Source organism: Streptomyces sp. 12E, assembly GCF_055633275.1.
This window is the reverse complement of record NZ_JBVNCJ010000001.1, coordinates 2,105,606-2,123,187: the sequence shown is the minus strand read 5'-3', so window position 1 is coordinate 2,123,187 and position 17,582 is coordinate 2,105,606. Positions and strand designations below refer to the sequence as shown.

Annotated in this window: 13 protein-coding genes; 3 read left to right on the top strand and 10 right to left on the bottom strand. The window is 72.7% G+C overall.

What is annotated here, in order from left to right; genetic code table 11:
* The first annotated feature begins 200 nt into the window (after positions 1–200).
* Positions 201–5,612, top strand: coding sequence for a pullulanase-type alpha-1,6-glucosidase (gene pulA, locus ACZ8ZB_RS09940; RefSeq protein ID WP_470737340.1), 5,412 nt, complete (start codon positions 201–203; stop codon positions 5,610–5,612).
* A gap of 55 nt (positions 5,613–5,667) precedes the next feature.
* The gene (locus tag ACZ8ZB_RS09935) at positions 5,668–6,027 is read left to right on the top strand and encodes a 5-carboxymethyl-2-hydroxymuconate Delta-isomerase (RefSeq protein WP_470737339.1); all 360 of its coding nucleotides are present in this window, start codon (positions 5,668–5,670) and stop codon (positions 6,025–6,027) included.
* A gap of 3 nt (positions 6,028–6,030) precedes the next feature.
* Here ACZ8ZB_RS09935 and ACZ8ZB_RS09930 read toward each other — a convergent pair whose 3' ends face one another.
* The 3 genes from ACZ8ZB_RS09930 to ACZ8ZB_RS09920 form a co-directional block, all read right to left on the bottom strand.
* Positions 6,031–6,450: a hypothetical protein gene (locus tag ACZ8ZB_RS09930; protein WP_470737338.1), complete on the bottom strand. Its 420-nt coding sequence runs from the start codon at positions 6,448–6,450 to the stop codon at positions 6,031–6,033.
* Positions 6,447–7,142 carry a TetR/AcrR family transcriptional regulator gene (locus ACZ8ZB_RS09925; RefSeq protein WP_470737337.1) on the bottom strand — a complete coding sequence of 232 codons (696 nt, stop codon included), beginning with the start codon at positions 7,140–7,142 and terminating at the stop codon, positions 6,447–6,449. The genes ACZ8ZB_RS09930 and ACZ8ZB_RS09925 overlap by 4 nt, the downstream gene beginning before the upstream one ends.
* 64 nt (positions 7,143–7,206) lie before the next feature.
* The gene (locus ACZ8ZB_RS09920) at positions 7,207–9,096 is read right to left on the bottom strand and encodes a hypothetical protein (RefSeq protein ID WP_470737336.1); all 1,890 of its coding nucleotides are present in this window, start codon (positions 9,094–9,096) and stop codon (positions 7,207–7,209) included.
* 158 nt (positions 9,097–9,254) lie between these two features.
* On the opposite strand from ACZ8ZB_RS09920, the gene ACZ8ZB_RS09915 reads away from it, so the two are divergent.
* Entirely contained in the window at positions 9,255–9,683 is a 429-nt protein-coding gene (locus ACZ8ZB_RS09915; RefSeq protein WP_470737335.1) for a hypothetical protein, read from the top strand.
* A gap of 87 nt (positions 9,684–9,770) precedes the next feature.
* On the opposite strand, the gene ACZ8ZB_RS09910 is transcribed toward ACZ8ZB_RS09915, so the two are convergent.
* The 7 genes from ACZ8ZB_RS09910 to ACZ8ZB_RS09880 all read right to left on the bottom strand — a co-directional run bounded on the left by ACZ8ZB_RS09910 (position 9,771) and on the right by ACZ8ZB_RS09880 (position 17,396).
* Positions 9,771–11,264, bottom strand: coding sequence for a DUF1996 domain-containing protein (locus ACZ8ZB_RS09910; RefSeq protein ID WP_470737334.1), 1,494 nt, complete (start codon positions 11,262–11,264; stop codon positions 9,771–9,773).
* 219 nt (positions 11,265–11,483) lie between these two features.
* Positions 11,484–12,137, bottom strand: coding sequence for a response regulator transcription factor (locus ACZ8ZB_RS09905; protein WP_470737333.1), 654 nt, complete (start codon positions 12,135–12,137; stop codon positions 11,484–11,486).
* Positions 12,122–13,393, bottom strand: a complete 1,272-nt coding sequence (locus ACZ8ZB_RS09900; protein ID WP_470737332.1) for a sensor histidine kinase — start codon at positions 13,391–13,393, stop codon at positions 12,122–12,124. The genes ACZ8ZB_RS09905 and ACZ8ZB_RS09900 overlap by 16 nt, the downstream gene beginning before the upstream one ends.
* 70 nt (positions 13,394–13,463) lie before the next feature.
* A complete protein-coding gene (locus ACZ8ZB_RS09895; protein ID WP_470737331.1) occupies positions 13,464–14,474 on the bottom strand; it encodes an NAD-dependent epimerase/dehydratase family protein in 1,011 nt (336 codons plus the stop codon).
* Between the two features lie 72 nt (positions 14,475–14,546).
* Entirely contained in the window at positions 14,547–15,113 is a 567-nt protein-coding gene (locus ACZ8ZB_RS09890; protein ID WP_470737330.1) for a winged helix-turn-helix domain-containing protein, read from the bottom strand.
* Between the two features lie 319 nt (positions 15,114–15,432).
* Positions 15,433–16,461 (bottom strand): glutamine synthetase, encoded by a 1,029-nt coding sequence (gene glnII, locus ACZ8ZB_RS09885; RefSeq protein WP_470737329.1) that lies wholly within the window; start codon positions 16,459–16,461, stop codon positions 15,433–15,435.
* Between the two features lie 272 nt (positions 16,462–16,733).
* Positions 16,734–17,396: an RlpA-like double-psi beta-barrel domain-containing protein gene (locus ACZ8ZB_RS09880; protein ID WP_470737328.1), complete on the bottom strand. Its 663-nt coding sequence runs from the start codon at positions 17,394–17,396 to the stop codon at positions 16,734–16,736.
* Between the last annotated feature and the right edge of the window lie 186 nt (positions 17,397–17,582).

The following is a 17,582-nucleotide window of genomic DNA, read 5'->3' as shown; positions in this document are numbered from 1 at the left end:
GGCCGCGCAGCCGTCCGCGGGGCGGCGGCGCGGCCCGCGTCCGTGTGCAAGTCCTTACCGTTACTTTCACACCCCTTGCTGTAAAGCTTTCAACGGCGATACGGTCACGCCGACGCTCCGGTGACGTGGCCGAAACAGGCCGTGCCGCGGCGTATGGGGTCGGACCCGAATCGAGCCGTAAGCGCAAGGAGTTCACTGCCTTGATACCCAGATGGCCCACGCCCCCGGGGCGCCGCACCGCGCGGGGCCGACGTGTCGCCGCCGTCACCGTGGCCGCGCTCGCCGCGGCGCTGGTGCAGCCGCTCGCCGCCCGCGCCGCCACTCCGCCCGCGCCGCCCTCGGACGCGAAGCTCGCGAAGTCCCCGGCGCGGCACGATCTGACCCGCGAGCAGTTCTACTTCGTCCTGCCGGACCGCTTCGCCAACGGCGACCCGGGGAACGACCGCGGCGGACTGACCGGTTCGCGCCTCAGCACCGGGTACGACCCCACCGACAAGGGCTTCTACCAGGGCGGCGACCTCAAGGGCCTGACGAAGAGGCTCGACTACATCAAGGGGCTCGGCACCACCGCCATTTGGATGGCGCCCCTCTTCAAGAACCAGCCCGTGCAGGGGACGGGCAAGGACGCCTCCGCCGGCTACCACGGCTACTGGATCACCGACTTCACCCAGGTCGACCCGCACTTCGGCACCAACGAGGACCTCGAGGAGTTGATCGACAAGGCCCATTCCAAGGGCATGAAGGTCTTCTTCGACGTCATCACCAACCACACCGCCGACGTCGTCGACTACGAGGAGAAGTCCTACGGCTACCTCTCCAAGGGCGCCTTCCCGTACCTGACGAAGGACGGCGAGCCCTTCGACGACGCCGACTACGCCGACGGGTCCCGGAAGTTCCCGCGGGTCGACGGCGGTTCCTTCCCGCGCACCCCCGTCGTGCCGGACGCCAAGAAGCGGGTCAAGGTCCCGTCCTGGCTCAACGACCCGCGGATGTACCACAATCGGGGCGACTCCACCTTCGCCGGCGAGTCCGGCGAGCACGGCGACTTCTCCGGGCTCGACGACCTGTGGACCGAGCGTCCCGAGGTCGTCGACGGCATGGAGAAGATCTACCAGCGGTGGGTGAAGGACTTCGACATCGACGGCTTCCGGATCGACACCGTGAAGCACGTCAACATGGAGTTCTGGACCCAGTGGGCCACCGCCCTGGACGCCTACGCGGCCAAGAAGGGCCGGGACGACTTCTTCATGTTCGGCGAGGTCTACTCCGCCGACACCAACGTCACCGCCCCGTACGTCACCCGGGGCCGCCTCGACGCCACGCTCGACTTCCCCTTCCAGGAGGCGGCACGGCAGTACGCCTCCCAGGGCGGCAGCGCGAGGAAGCTGGCGGCCGTCTTCGGCGACGACTACAAGTACACGACCGACAAGGCCAACGCCTACGAGCAGGTCACCTTCCTCGGCAACCACGACATGGGCCGCTTCGGGACGTTCCTGAAGCAGGACAACCCGCACGCGTCCGACGCGGAGCTGCTGAAGAAGGACATGCTCGCCAACGAGCTGATGTTCCTCAGCCGCGGCAACCCGGTCGTCTACTACGGCGACGAGCAGGGCTTCACCGGCGCCGGCGGCGACAAGGACGCCCGCCAGACCCTGTTCGCCTCCCGCACGGCCGACTACCTCGACGACGACCTGATCGGCACCGACCGCACCCACGCCGAGGACGCCTACGACACGCGGGCACCGCTCTACAAGCAGATCAGTGCTCTCGCCGAGCTCCGCAAGGCCCACCCCGCCCTCACCGACGGCGTCCAGCAGGAGCGGTACGCGGCCGACGGCGCGGGCGTCTACGCCTTCTCCCGCACCGGCACGGGCAAGGACACCACCGAGTACGTCGTCGCCTTCAACAACTCCGGCGAGGCCCGGAAGGCCACCTTCGCGACCGGCTCCGCCCGGATGACGTACAGGGGCCTCCACGGCACCGACGCCACCGTCACCAGCGACGCCGACAAGAAGATCACCGTCACCGTCCCGGCCGGCTCGGCGATCGTCCTCAAGGCCGCCGGCCCGCTCGCCAAGCCGGCTGCCAAGCCCACGCTCACCCTCAAGGCTCCCGAGGCGGGCGCCACCGGCACCGTCGAGGTCACCGCCGACGTCGACGGCGGACAGCTCAACCGGGTCGTCTTCGCCGCCCAGACCGGCGACGGCAAGTGGCGGACCCTCGGCTCCGCCGACCACGCCCCCTACAAGGTCACCCACACCATCGGCGAGGACGTCCCCGCCGGCACCGCCCTGCGCTACAAGGCCGTCGTGATCGACTCGGCCGGCCGCACCGCGAGCGCCCTGGCCGCCTCCACCACCGGCACCCCGCCCGTGGCGGAGCCGCCCGCCGCCGCCTCCCGCGACTACGCGATCGTCCACTACAAGCGCACGGACGGCGACTACGACGACTGGGGCCTGTACGCCTGGGGCGACCTGGCGGACGGCGAGGCCACCGAGTGGCCGGACAGCCACCCCTTCACCGGCCGTGACGCCTACGGCGCCTTCGCCTACGTCAAGCTCAAGCCGGGCGCCTCCGACGTCGGCTTCCTCGTCATCGACAAGGACGGCGACAAGGACGTCGCCACCGACCGCACCATCGACGTCACCCAGCACGGCGAGATCTGGATCGAGCAGGGCGAGGAGACCGTCACCACCGAACGGCCCGAGTACCCGGACCAGGACACCGCCAAGGCCGTACTGCACTACAAGCGCGCCGACGGGAACTACGACGGCTGGGGTCTGCACACCTGGACCGGTGCCGCGCACCCCACCGACTGGTCGAACCCCCTGGAGCCGGTGAAGACTGATGCCTATGGCGCTGTCTTCGAGGTGCCGCTCGCCGAGGGTGCCACCAGCCTCAGCTACATCGTCCACAAGGGCGACGAGAAGGACCTGCCCACCGACCGGTCGCTGGACCTCAAGGCCGACGGCCACGAGGTGTGGCTGTTGAGCGGTCAGGAGAAGCACCTGCTGCCGCAGCCGGCCGGCTCCGCGGCGGCACTCGACCCGACCACCTCCAAGGCGGTCTGGATCGACCGGGACACCCTCGTCTGGGACGGCTCCGAGGCCGCCGCCTCCACCCAGCTCCTCGCTTCCCGCACCGGCTCCATCACGGTGCAGGACGGTGCGCTGACCGGCGAGGACGCGCGCTGGATCCGGCTGACGAAGTCGGCCCTCACCGACGCGCAGAAGACGAAGTTCCCGCACCTGAAGGACGGCACCGCCTGGTCCGTCGACCCGCGCGACCGGGACCGTGTCCGCGAGGCCCTGCGCGGCCAGGTGGTCGCGGCCCAGCACGCCGCGAGCGGCGCCGTGCTCGCGGCGACCGGCGTGCAGATCGCGGGCGTGCTCGACGACCTCTACGCCGACCGCGCCGTGAAGGCGGACCTCGGCCCGGTCTTCCGCGACGGCCGGCCCACCCTCTCCGTCTGGGCGCCGACCGCGCAGGACGTCTCGCTGGAGATCGGCGACCGCACCGTCCGGATGCGCCGGGACGGCGACACGGGCGTCTGGTCCGTCACCGGCCCGCGCTCCTGGGAGGGCGAGGAGTACCGGTACAAGGTGAAGGTGTGGGCGCCCGGCGCCGGTGAGGTGGTCACCAACAAGGTCACCGACCCCTACTCGGTCGCCCTGACCACCGACTCCGAGCGCAGCCTCGTCGTCGACCTGGCCGATCGCAGGCTCACTCCGCGTGGCTGGGACAGCTATGACAAGCCGAAGGCCGTGCCGCTCAAGGACGCCCAGGTCCAGGAGCTGCACATCCGCGACTTCTCCGTGGCGGACCGCACGGCGAAGAACCCCGGCACCTACCTCGCCTTCACCGACGAGGACAGCGACGGCAGCAGGCACCTGCGCGAGCTGGCCGAGGCCGGCACCTCGTACGTGCACCTGCTGCCCGCGTTCGACATCGCCACCATCCCCGAGAAGAAGTCCGACCAGCAGACCCCCGGCTGCGACCTCGCCGCCTACCCGGCCGACTCCGACAAGCAGCAGGAGTGCGTGGCGAAGGCCGCCGCCAAGGACGCCTACAACTGGGGCTACGACCCGTACCACTACACGGTCCCCGAGGGCTCCTACGCCACCGACCCGGACGGCACCGAGCGCACCGTCGAGTTCCGCGAGATGGTCAAGGCGCTCAACGAGGACGGCCTGCGGGTCGTGATGGACGTCGTCTACAACCACACCGCCGCGAGCGGCCAGGCCAAGACCTCCGTCCTGGACCGGATCGTCCCCGGCTACTACCAGCGGCTCCTCGCCGACGGCTCGGTCGCCAACAGCACCTGCTGCGCCAACACGGCCACCGAGAACGCCATGATGGGCAAGCTCGTCGTCGACTCGGTCGTCACCTGGGCCAAGGAGTACAAGGTCGACGGGTTCCGCTTCGACCTCATGGGCCACCACCCGAAGGCCAACATCCTCGCGGTCAGGAAGGCGCTGGACGAGCTGACCCTCGCCAGGGACGGCGTCGACGGCAAGAAGATCATCCTGTACGGCGAGGGCTGGAACTTCGGCGAGATCGCCGACGACGCCCGCTTCGAGCAGGCCACGCAGAAGAACATGGCCGGCACCGGCATCGCCACCTTCTCCGACCGGGCCCGTGACGCCGTGCGCGGCGGCGGCCCCTTCGACGAGGACCCCGGCGTGCAGGGTTTCGCCTCCGGCCTCTACACCGACCCCAACTCCTCGAAGGACAACGGCACCGAGGCCGAGCAGAAGGCCCGCCTGCTGCACTACCAGGACCTCATCAAGGTGGGCCTGAGCGGCAACCTCGCCGACTACACCTTCACCGACACCAGCGGCAAGGAGGTCAAGGGCTCCCAGGTCGACTACAACGGCGCCCCCGCCGGCTACGCCGCCGCCCCCGGCGACGCCCTCGCCTACGCCGACGCGCACGACAACGAGACCCTGTTCGACGCCCTCGCCTTCAAACTCCCCGCGGACACCTCCGCCGACGACCGGGCCCGCATGCAGGTCCTCGCCATGGCCACGGCCACCCTCTCCCAGGGACCGGCCCTCTCCCAGGCGGGCACCGACCTGCTGCGCTCCAAGTCCCTGGACCGCAACTCCTACGACAGCGGCGACTGGTTCAACGCGATCCACTGGAACTGCGCGGACGGCAACGGCTTCGGCCGGGGCCTGCCGCCGGCCGCCGACAACCAGGACAAGTGGCCCTACGCCAAGCCCCTGCTGGGCGCGATCGAGGTCGGCTGCCCGCAGATCGAGGGCGCCTCGGCCGCCTACCGGGACCTGCTGAAGATCCGTACGACGGAGAAGGTCTTCTCCCTCGACACGGCCGCCCAGGTGCAGTCCCGGCTCTCCTTCCCGCTCTCCGGCAAGGACGAGACACCCGGCGTGATCACGATGGCCCTCGGTGACCTGGTCGTCGTCTTCAACGCCACGCCGGAGCGGCAGGAGCAGCGCGTCGCCGCCCTCGCCGGGACCGACCACCGCCTGCACCCGGTGCAGGCGGCGGGCGGGGACGCGGTCGTGAAGACCTCGTCGTACGCGAAGGGGTCCGGCACGTTCACCGTTCCGGCGCGCACGGTCGCGGTGTTCACCACCGCCGGCTGACCCCGTGAGGAGCTGCGGCTAATGTGAGCCCTCCTGACCAGGAACAGGAGGGCTCATGCCGCAGATCACCGTCGACTACTCCGGGCCGCTCGCGGACGGCTTCGACCGGCCCGCCTTCGCGCGGGACCTGCACACCGCCGTGGTGGACATCGCGGCCGCCAAGCCGCCGGCGTGCAAGACGCGGTTCCGGCCCACCGAGGACGTCGTGGTCGGCCCCGACACCGACGGGCACGCCCTCGTGCACGTCCACATCGCCCTGCTGGCCGGCCGCAGCGACGAGACCAAGGCCCGGCTCACCGAGGCCGTCCTGGAACTGCTGCGGCAGCACGTCAAGCCGGCCGAAGGGCTGGTGCTGCACGCCTCCGCCGAGGTCCGCGACCTGGACCCCTCGTACCGGAAGTTCGAGGGCGAGTAGGCCTCACGACAGGTCGCGGCGGCCCAGCCACGACGGCAGCACCGGCACCCCGTCCGCGTCCAGCTCGGCCGGCTGCTCCGCCGTCGGGCGAGGAGGAGCGGGAGACGGCGCCTCGACGACGGGTTCCGGCGCGGCGGGCGCCGCGGAGTCCTCCAGCAGTTCCGCCACCGTGAACCGGGTGACGAACGAGCTCCACGCTCCGTCGACGACGAGGAGGAACCCGTCGCCGCTCCTGAGGAGGCGACGGCGCTTGTGGTGCAGCGGATGGGCGGGCACATGACTCCGCGCCCGCCGCTCCAGCTCCGCGAGCGCCTCCTCCCGCGTCCCCTCGACGTGCGCCACCACGTGGGCCTCCGTGTGCTTGCGGTCGGCGGCGCCCACGGTCGTCTCGACGACCAGGCCCCACGTCGCCACGGCGCTCACCGGGCCGCCAGCGAGATCAGCCGGGTGGCGAGGTCGGTGAAGGGCCCGTCGCCCGGTTCGTTCTCGAGCAGGTCACGGAGCAGCGCGGCCAGTTCCTCGTCGCGGGCGGCGGCGACGGCGGCCAGTGCGGCGAAGTCCTGCACCAGCTGGGCCTCCAGCTCCTCGCGCGGCACCCGCCGCCCGTCCAGCCAGATCAGCGCCGTCGACTCGACGAGGGAGATCCAGGACCGGACGACCAGGTCCAGCCGCGCCGGCGCCGGACCCACCACGCCCAGGTGCGCCAGCATCTGGCCGTACGCGGCCTGCCGCACGGAGTCGATCAGCGCGTTCGCGGCCGAGGAGCCGACTGCCGGGCCGCCGCGCATCAGGGCGGCGAAACCGGGCCCGTGCTCGTCGACGAAGTCGAAGAAGCGGGCCATCACCCGGCGCAGCCGCGACCCCAGCGGGCCCTTCCGCGGCTCCTCGAACCGGGACGCCAGGTCCTCCGCCGCCCGCCTCAACGCGGCCTCGTACAGGCTGAGTTTGCCGGGGAAGTAGTGGTAGACCAGCGGGCGGGAGATACCCGCCCGCGACGCTATCTCGTCGATGGAGACCTCGTCGGGGGAACGCCGGCTGAACAGTTCGAGGGCCACGCCGATCAACTGCTGCCGCCGCTCCTCCACGCCCATCCTGCGCCGTACCCCGGTAGTCATGCGAACACCTTACCGATCGATTCAGGCCTCGAACGGTCCTGATCGGACAGCGGTGTTCGCCCGGCTAGCGCAGTCCGCCGACCGCCCGCCCGTCCTCCAGCCGGCCCTCGAGGTCCGCCCGGGCGCCGGCCTCGGCGCGGAGGGCCAGCAGGCGGCCCCGTGCCGAACCCTCGACACCGCCCGTCGCCCTGACGGACTCCGTGCCGCGGCTGCCGGCGGCCAGCAGGTACCAGTCACCGGTCCCGGACCTCCACAACACCCCGGCGAGCACCCGCGGCTCCCGCTCCCCGCACGCCGGTACGTCCTCGGCCCTCGCCGCCACCACCCCGAACCGCCCGCCCGGCGTGTGGAACTGCGCCAGCACCCGCGTCCCGCCGCCCCGCCAGGTCTCCGCCCGCGTGCACACCCACGCCGCCTCCCCGCTCCCGCCGGGCAGCGGCTGCCCGGCGAACGCCCAGGCGTTCACGCTCCGCACCCCCGCCGAGCGCACCGCGCCCAGCGAGCAGGCGTACGGCGCCCAGGTGCGCAGGGCCTTCGCACCGGAGACCTCACGCACCCGGCCCGGCCGCCCGGCGGTGAGGTGGGCCGGGACCAGCTCGCCGAGGTCGGTCATCAGCCGGGTGCCGGTGCCGTCGGTCAGTTCCAGCACGTTCCAGGAGGTGCACGGCCCCGGCCGCGCGGCGGGGCCGGCCAGCGGCGGGGTCACCCCGCCGGCGAGGTCGAGGTCCCTCGCGGCGGAGCCCGGCCTGCGCAGGTCCCGCTCGCCCGCCCCGCGCACCCAGGGAGCGGTCAGATAACGGACGTTGCCGTCGGCCCGGCTCAGCACCACCGCACCCGAACCGGCCCGCCCGGCGCCGTCGACCCGGGCGAAGTCGAGCACGGCGCCCCGTGTGCCGTCCTTCGGCTCGGCGTACCTGGCCACGCGCAGACCGTCGTACAGGACCACCACGTGCGCGGTGTCGACCGTCCCCGCGTACAGCAGCTGGGGCGGGCCGGCGGGGCCGCCGGACGGGGTGCCCGGGGTCGCCGCCACCTGGACGTCCTTCCCGGGCCGGGCCCAGACGGCGAGGGCGCGGCGCAGCAGGGCCCGGTCGCCGGTGCGGTCGCCGCGCGCCGGCCACACGGAGAAGTCGGTGCGCGCGGAGGTCCGCCACGCGGTGGGGGAGACCCGGGACAGCTTCCCCGGGTCCAGCGCGTCCTGCGCGGCCGGATCGCGCGCGTACGGGGGCGCGGCGGCGCCGTCGGGGCCCCAGCCGTCGCCCGGCAGCCCGAGCAGCGTCCCGCACACCGCCAGCGCCGCCCCGGCGACCAGCGCGGCCTTCAGACGCCGGCGGCGGCGCAGCAGATCGGTCGGCCGGACCTGCAGCACGCAGGGGTCGAACCCCGGGGAGCCGAGCAGCCGGTACGGGTCGGGGATCCGGCCGGCCTCCTCCAGCGCGGCGTCCGCGTCGGCGACGCCCGCGGCCCGGAGCACCTCCCGCACGTCCCCGTCCGGGAGCCGCTCCAGGCCGCGCAGGGCGTGGGCCGCGCGGGCCGGTCCGGACAGCGCGGACAACCGCTGGTCCAGGGCGAGTTCGTCGGCGCCGCCCGAGCGCGGGAACAGCTTCAGACCCCACACCCGCGGGAGCGGCGGCGGCAGCCCCGCCCCGCGCCCCAGCGCCGTACGCAGCACCTGGAGGCGGATCAGCGCGTACCCGGGGCCGCCGTCACGGCCGGCCCGCTGGGCGGGGATCGACGGCGCGGGGGTGCGGCTCCGGGGCAGTGCCCGCTGGACCAGGGAGTGCGCGGTGAGCACCCGCCTGCTCCGGCCCCCGCCGGACGGCAGCACCAGGTAGGCGAGCCGGACGAGCCGCGGGTAGTGCTCGACGAGCGCGGCCTCGGCCTGTTCGACGTCCACGGCCGGACCGGCCGCGAGGGAGGCGGGGGAGGGCGGGCCGGCATCCTGTGACTGCACGTCCAGCGCAACGAGCGAACCGGCGGATGGTCACCTGACCCGCGCGGCCGTTGAGCGCCGCGGCCGTCGCGGCCGTATCCAAGGCCGAGGGCCCCCGAGCCGGGGCCCCGTACGGCGTGCCGCCGTCACGATGTCGCCGTCGACGACCGGAGGAACACATGAGGGTGACCCGACCGATGCTCGCGCTGACCGGCGCGGTGGCGGTCCTGGCGCTGGCGGGCTGCGGGTCCGGCGGCGGCGAGGAGCAGGCGCCGCCCACCGCGACCGGCAGCCTGGAGCGCCTGGCCGCCGAGGCGAAGTGCGAGCCGGACATGCAGACCGACGCCGACACCATCCGCCAGGCGCTGTGCGGGAAGGGCGAGGAGAAGTACGTCCTCGCCACCTTCGCCACCGACCGCGGCCAGCGCGAATGGCTCGACACGGCGAAGGACTACGGCGGTTACTACCTCGTCGGCCGCAAGTGGGTGGCCGTCGGCGAGGAGAGGACCGTCACGGCCCTGCGCGGCATGCTCGGCGGGACCATGGAGGAGGGGTCCGAGCACATGAACCCCGGCGGCAGCCACAACCGGGGCGGCCACCACGGCTGACCCGCGGCCCGCGGACGGACGAAGGGGCCGGCGGCGGGATCTCCCACCGCCGGCCCCTTCCCGTCACCGGGTCACGGGGCTGCCGGACTACTGGCAGTCCTGGCCGCTGTTGATGCACTCGACCATCCGGTCCATCAGGTCCTCGTCGAAGAAGTTGATGAAGTCGTTGTGGTCGGTGACCGGCTTGTGCAGCTGCTCGGGGAAGGTGTCCACCGCGTACGGGTTCACGAGCTGCCCGTTGTCGATCCGGGGGGCCGGGATGTTGTCGTAGACCAGGCGGACCTGGAGCTGGGGGATGGCCTGGAAGCCGTTCGAGCAGGTGCCGTCCGCCTCGACGAAGTCGACGTGCGTGCGGTGGTTGGCGCTGTCGGTGTTCTGGCCGTCCCAACAGCTCTGGAAGGCGGACGTCCGGACCACGCCGCTGCCCTCGGGGCAGACCGGGTACTTGTCCGTCACCTGACGGTCCTCGAATCCGGTGCAGCTCCAGGCGGTGTTGGCGTTGTTCAGGCCGTTGGTGAAGGCCTTCGCGTCACCGGTGATGATGCGCAGTGCCCTGGGCATCGCGACGACGTCGCTCGTCCGGTTGCCGACGAACTTCAGCTCCACGTCGGTGGGCGCGACGATCTTGCCGACGTTGCCGTCCCGGCCGCCGCCCGGCTGGTCCTGGTCGATGTCCTGCGTGCCGTCCTGGATGCGCAGGACCGGCCAGAAGTACGACGACCGGTCGCCCTGGTTCTGGCAGGACGTGCCGCCGTTCGCCAGGTCCTCGTCGCTCGCGAAGGCGGTGTTGGCCTGGTTGCCGACGTAGTCGTGCTGGTGCTGGGCGCCGTTGCTGACGCCGGGAGCGACGATCACGTTGTCCGAGTTGCGCAGCGCGTTCTCGTTGGTGCCGCACTCGGTGGTGAAGCTGCCCGTCGAACCGCCGTCGCCGTTCGCGGCCAGACCGTTCGGCAGGTCGCGGGAGTTCGGCCGGACGTCCTCGATGTCGATGAAGTCGTCCGCGACGGGCCCGTTCCGGGCCTGTCCGCCGTTGCCCTGCTCGCCCCCGTTGCCCTGCTCGCCTCCGTCGCCCTGGCCGCCTCCGTCGCCCTGGCCGCCTCCGTCGCCCGGGCGGCCGACGGGGACGCCCTGGCAGCGGGCGAGGCGGCCGAGGTCGCGCGGCGCCGTGCCGCCCGCCCGGTCGATGTTGATGCCGATCCGGTCCAGGGTGGCCGTCCGCTTGGACTTCAGCGGCCCGAGGATGGCGTTGTCGACGTAGCTCGCGTCGCCCGCCTGGGCCTGGCGCGTCTCCGCGAGGCGCGTGTAGGCGTCCGTGATCTGGCGGTCCAGCAGGGCCAGTTCCCTCGCCACGCCCCTGCGTGCCTTCCTCGGCACCTTCGTCAGCTTCTGGCCGACGTCGGGGCAGTTGATCGTGGCGACCTGCGCCCCCCTCGACTTCGTCCGGTTGTGGCCTCCGTCCTCGTGGGCCGAGGCGTGGAAATTGGCCCAGACCAGCCCGCCCCCACCGAGCGCCAGGGCCGCCGCCCCGGCTGTCACCTTGGTGGCCAGCGGCATACGGCGCTTTCTTGTGTTGCGTCCCATGGAACTCCTCTTGACCTTCCTTACGGGGGGCATCCCATTGCGGGGCATCGAGCGGCCCGACAGGAGTGAAGCGGCTCCCTTGAGTACGGGAGCCGCCCCGGGGATGTTCACCCGTCCCGGAAATCGATGAGAAGTCCGTACGCCCACGTCGGCTTCGACAGCACCTGGAACACCGGCAGTCGTCGATCCCCCACCGGGAGTCAAGAGGTGGGCCCGGTTTCACCGGCCGTGGTCGAGATAGGCGAGTACCGCCAGCACGCGCCGGTTGTCGTCGTCCGAGACCTCGAGTCCCAGCTTGGCGAAGATGTTCGCGGTGTGCTTCGCGATCGCCCGTTCCGTCACCACCAGCCGGGCCGCGATCGCCGCGTTGGTCCGCCCCTGCGCCATCAGCTCCAGCACCTCCAGCTCCCGGGGCGTCAGCCGCGCCAGCGGCCGGTCGCTGCCCGACTGCCGCGCCAGCAGCTGCTGGATCACCTGCGGGTCCATCGCCGTGCCTCCCCGCGCCACCCTCCGCACGGCGTCCACGAACTGCTCCGCGTCGAACACCCGGTCCTTCAGCAGATACCCCACCCCGCCGCTGCCGTCGGCCAGCAGCTCCCGCGCGTACAGCTGCTCCACGTGCTGCGAGAGCACCAGCACCGGCAGCCCCGGCCGTTCGCGCCGTGCCTCCAGCGCGCACTGCAGCCCCTCGTCGGTGTGGGTCGGCGGCAGCCGTACGTCGACCACGGCGACGTCGGGCTCCAGCTCGGCCAGCGCCCGGGCCAGTTCGGGCCCGGACTCCACGGCCGCCGCGATCTCGAAGTCGTGCGCCTCGAGGAGCCGCACGAGTCCGTCGCGCAGCAGGAAGAGGTCTTCGGCTAGGACAACGCGCAAGGGATCTCCAGGGTCACCAGGGTGGGGCCGCCGGCGGGGCTGCTGACGGCGAGGACGCCGTCGAATGTACCCAGCCGGCGCTCCACCCCGGTCAGTCCCGAACCGGCCCCGATCACCGCGCCGCCCCTGCCGTTGTCGGTGACCGTCACCCGCAGGTGGCCGTCGGCGTGGTGCAGGTCGATCCAGACCCGGTCCGCCCCGGAGTGCTTCACCGCGTTGGTGAGCACCTCGCTCACCGCGAAGTACGCGGCCGACTCCACCGGCGCCTCGGCCCGGCCGGGCAGCTCCACGGTCACCTCCGTGGCCACCGGCAGCCGCAGCGCCAGCGCCCGCACCGCGTCACCGAGTCCGCGCTCGGCGAGCACCGGCGGATGGATGCCGCGCACCAGCTCCCGCAGCTCGGTCAGCGCCTCGGCGGAGGACCGCCGGGCCTGTGCCAGCAGTTCACGCGCCTTCGCCGGATCCCTCTCGATCAGCGCCTCGACCGTCCCCAGATCCATGCCCATGGCGACCAGCCGCGCCTGCGCCCCGTCGTGCAGGTCCCGCTCGATGCGCCGCAGTTCGGCGGCGGAGGTGTCCACGGCGTCCCGCCGGGTCTCGGTCAGCACCCGCACGCGCTCGGTCAGCTCGCCCCGGCCGGAGCCGAGCACCGCCCGGGTGAGCCGGAAGTGGACGTCCAGCAGGCGCGGGGTGACGAAGTGCGCGAAGAACAGCAGGACGAGGGCGAGCACACCGGCGCCCAGCGCGGACGTCTGGTCGGAGACCGGCACGAAGCCGTACCAGTACCCGTCGGGCATCACCCGCCACAGTCCGACCGCCAGCGCGAACCCCTCCAGCGGGTAGAGCAGCAGCGCGGCCGGCAGCAGCGCGGTGGTGAAGCCCGCGGTCATGTCGACGAGCAGCCACCGCAGGTCCCGCCAAGTCGCCGGGTCGCGCAGCATTTCGAACGTCCGCCCCCACGGGTTGGCGTCCTCCGGTACCGGCCGGTACGACGGAGGGATCCGCACCCCGCCCCACTCGGCCGCCAGCACCCGCCGCCAGTTCGCGTACGTCCGCACGGCGGTGAGCACGTACGGGGTGGTGACGATGCCGACCCCGATCGGGATCAGCGAGACGGACACCGCGGACAGCACGAAGCACAGCACCGAGGCGGGCAGCGACACCAGCGCCAGTCCCAGGGCCCGCGCCGCCCCCTTCGCCGTGCCCCTCATGTGCCGCTCCCGCTGCCCGTCGCGGCTCTTCGTGTCGATGGTCATGGAGAGGATTCTGGTGGAGCGGGACGCGCCGGTCACTGGGCCGGTCCCCCCGGTCGCGGGGTGGTGCTGCCTACACCCCCGGGGTGTCCGCGAGCACCTTCGCCTCCACCTCCGGATCGAGCCCCTTGACCGTCCGGTCCGGACGCTGCGGGGCAGTGCCGCCGATCCCCCGCAGCCAGGCCCAGGTGTCGGCCACGGTCTCGGCGACCGGGCGGCAGCGCAGTCCCGCCGCGACCGCCCGGGAGACGTCCGCCGAGTGCAGCGCGTCGTGCAGGTCGCTGCCCGGCGGCACCCACACCGGCAGCTGCGTCCACGGCTCGATGCCCGCCCCGAGGATCACCTCCGGCGCGGTCCACCGCAGTTCGGCCCGGTCCCCGGTCACCCGGGCGCACGCCTCCAGCAGTTCGCCCATGGTGGTGTGCCCCTGCGGCGACATCAGGTTGTACGGACCGCTCAGCTCCCGCTCCGCCGCCCCGAGGATCCACTCCGCGAGGTCGCGGACGTCGACGTACTGGAGCGGCAGGTCGCGCGGGCCCGGCGCGAGGACCGGCCCGCCGCGCGCCGTCCGGCCCAGCCACCAGGGCAGCCGGCCCACGTTCTCGTACGGCCCGAGGATCAGTCCCGCCCGCACCAGCAGCGACCGGTCCGCGCCGAAGGCGTCCACGGCGGCCAGCTCGCCGCCCCGCTTGTCCCGCGCGTAGTCCGTGGGGCCGGCGTCGGCACGGGCGCCCGCCACCACGGGCGCCCGCTCGGTGTACCCGGCGGGCGGGGCCCAGTCGTACACCGAGCAGCTCGACACGTACACGTACCTCCCGGCGCGGCCCCGCAGCAGCCGCGCCGCGTCCCGCACCGCGTTCGGTGCGGCCGACCAGGTGTCGACGACGACGTCCCACTTTCCGGGGTCCTCGTCGAGCGCGGCCAGACCGCCCGGCGCGGTGCGGTCGCCCAGCAGCGTCCGCGCGCCCCCGGGGGCCTCGTGCCGTCCCCGGTGGAAGACGGTCACCTCCCAGCCCCGCCCGAGGGCCGCCTCGACGACGGCCCGTCCCGCGAACTCCGTACCGCCCAGCATCAGAAGTCTCATGCCGGTGACTCTGCCCGGCCGGGCGGTCCGGGGGAACGGGAATCTGCTGTCGGCAGACCGGCCGCAGGCGGCTCAGCGCCCGGCCGGCGGAACGTACTTGTAGCCGACCCGGCGCACCGTGTGGATCGTGTCCCGGTGCCCGGCGCCCAGTTTGCGGCGCAGCCGGGCGATGTGGACGTCGACGGTACGGCCGTCGCCGACATGGCCGTAGCCCCACACCGTGCCGACCAGGTGGTCCCGGGTGTGCACCCGGCCCGGGTGCGCCACGAGATGGGCGAGCAGTTCGAACTCCAGGTAGGTGAGGTCGAGTCGGCGTCCGTCGACGTGGGCGGTGCGCTGCACGGTGTCGACCCGGATCAGCGGGTCGTCGGTGGCCCCGGGGCCGGGGGAGCCGGCCTGGTCAGGCACCGGGAACGGCGGCTGCTGGTCGGCGGGGACCAGCACCAGGTAGCCGACCATCGGGGGGCGGCCGGGCAGGACGGGCAGGGCGTGCTGCGGCGCGGGCAGCCAGGTGGCGCCCGGCGGCAGCAGGTCCGCGACGGTCACCACCTCGTCCCGGTCGACGGCACGCAGCCGGGGGTGAGCGTGGGCGGTGGGGGAGACGGAGGACACGGAGGACAGGGAACGGGTGGTCGCCATGAGTCGTCAGCTCTTTCGCGCGAAGGGGTTCGTCGAGGACGTACGCGGTTCGCGCCGGCCGAAGGCCGCCGGGTGTCGGGGCTTTAGAGGGCCGGCGCGTTCGTCGCGCGACGACACACCCGGTCGAAGTCGTGGTGCTGACGGGAGGGCCAGAACGGCTCGAGGTCACGGCGACCTGTCGCGTCGTACTTACGGAAGCTGGCCATGCCCCCATTGAAGCAGACACCCGCGCCCGGCAGGAGCCCCCTCTCACCGCTCGGACGACGCGCGGGGGCGCCCACCCCGACGGTGGACGCCCCCGCGCGGACCGCGGTGCGGATCAGACCTGGCCCGCCTTCTCCAGCGCGGTGCAGCACGTGTCGACCAGCAGACGGGTCACCACGTAGGGGTCGACGTTGGCGTTCGGACGGCGGTCCTCGATGTAGCCCTTGCCGTCCTTCTCGACCTGCCACGGGATGCGGACCGAGGCGCCGCGGTCGGAGACGCCGTAGGAGTACTCGTTCCACGGGGCGGTCTCGTGCAGACCGGTGAGACGGTCGTCGATGCCGGCGCCGTAGTTCTTCACGTGGTCCAGCGGCTTGGACCCCTCACCGAGCGACTCGCACGCGGTGATGATCGCGTCGTAACCCTCGCGCATCGCCTTGGTGGAGAAGTTGGTGTGTGCGCCGGCGCCGTTCCAGTCGCCCTTGACCGGCTTGGGGTCGAGGGTGGCGGAGACGTCGAAGTCCTCGGCCGTGCGGTAGAGCAGCCAGCGGGCCACCCACAGCTGGTCGGAGACCTCCAGCGGGGCCAGCGGGCCGACCTGGAACTCCCACTGTCCTGGCATGACCTCGGCGTTGATGCCGGAGATGCCCAGGCCCGCCTTCAGGCAGTTCTCCAGGTGCGCCTCGACGACGTCCCGGCCGAAGATCTCGTCCGAGCCGACACCGCAGTAGTAGCCGCCCTGCGCGGCCGGGAAGCCGCCCACGGGGAAGCCGAGCGGGCGGGAGCCCTGGAAGAAGGTGTACTCCTGCTCGATGCCGAAGACCGGCTCCTGTGCGGTGAACTTCTCGGCGACCTCGGCCAGCGCGGCACGGGTGTTGGTCGCGTGCGGCGTCATGTCCGTGTTCAGGACCTCGCACAGCACCAGGACGTCGTCGCCGCCGCGGATGGGGTCCGGGCAGACGAAGACCGGCTTGAGGACGCAGTCGGAGGAGCGGCCCTCGGCCTGGTTGGTGGAGGAACCGTCGAAGCCCCAGATCGGCAGCTCCGCGCCCTTGGCGTCGTCGGCCAGGATCTTCGTCTTGGAACGCAGCTTGGCGGTCGGCTCGGTGCCGTCGATCCAGATGTACTCGGCCTTGAAGCTCACGGTCCACATCCTTCTGGGGTGGGTCTGGGCGCTTGTGCGGGTGCTGCGGCGCTGCGGCACTGGGGCGCCGCCGTCGATGTCACGCAGCTTGTCAACAGGCGATTTCCCGGCCATTGCCCGTGTGTGAACCCCGTGTTACCCGCTCCCACCGTGTCCGTCCCCACCGTGTGAGCACGCGCGCGGAGAGGGCCCGGCCGCGCGGGGGGCACGGGCGGGCCCGCCGCCCCGGCGGGGGAGCGGCGGGCCCTGGGAATCCGCGACGAACCCCGGCCTCACCCCACCTTCTCGATCACCGCACGGCGGATCAGGAACTTGCCCGCCTCGCGGACCTGCTCGAAGGCCGCGTTGTTGAGCAGCACGCAGCTGCCGGACACCGAGGTGACCTCCACCGTCGTGGACCTGTCGTTGTCCAGGTTGGTGACCTTCAGCTTCGTGCCGGCCGGGAACCGGTCGCTGGACGCGGCCGGGGCGCCGTCCTCGCCGGAGAGGGTGACGGTCGACCCGTTGCACACCCGCTCACCGGAGGCCTGTCCGCCCTGTCCGGCCTGCCCGGCCTGGTCACCCGCGGCCGGCTGCGAGGGGGCGGGCTGCTGCGGCTGCGCGGCCTGGGAGTCCTGAGCCGACTCCCCCACCGTGCACCCGGACGCCTCCTGCTGGCGCCGGATCTGGGCGATGACCGCCTCGCGGTTGGCGATCCGCGCCTCGGACCGCGCGTCCGGGGCGGCCCGCTGGCCCTCGATGAACTCCTGGTTGTCGCCGAGCGCCGTGGCGAGCCCCTGGCAGACGGTCGAGTCCGCCGCCGACTTGGTGGCGGCCGCGGGCGGGCCGGCGTTCGACGTGGTCGCCATGGCGAAGGCCCCGCCTCCCGCCACCGTCGCGGCGCTCAGCAACAGCGCGAGCTTCTTCCTCGGGCCGGGGGTTCTCCTGCGCGACATGCGCGCCTCCTGAAGCGGTAGGGGAGCGTACGCCGCTATGTACGAGATACCGAACAGGGTTGCTCAGCGGTTGGGTCGGGCAGCCGAAGTGGCGTGCATCACAAGGGCGTCGAGCTGTCGCGTGCCGTAAAGCCGGGAGCCCGGCCCCCGCGAGGTGATCGCGGGGGCCGGGCCCGGTTCGTACGG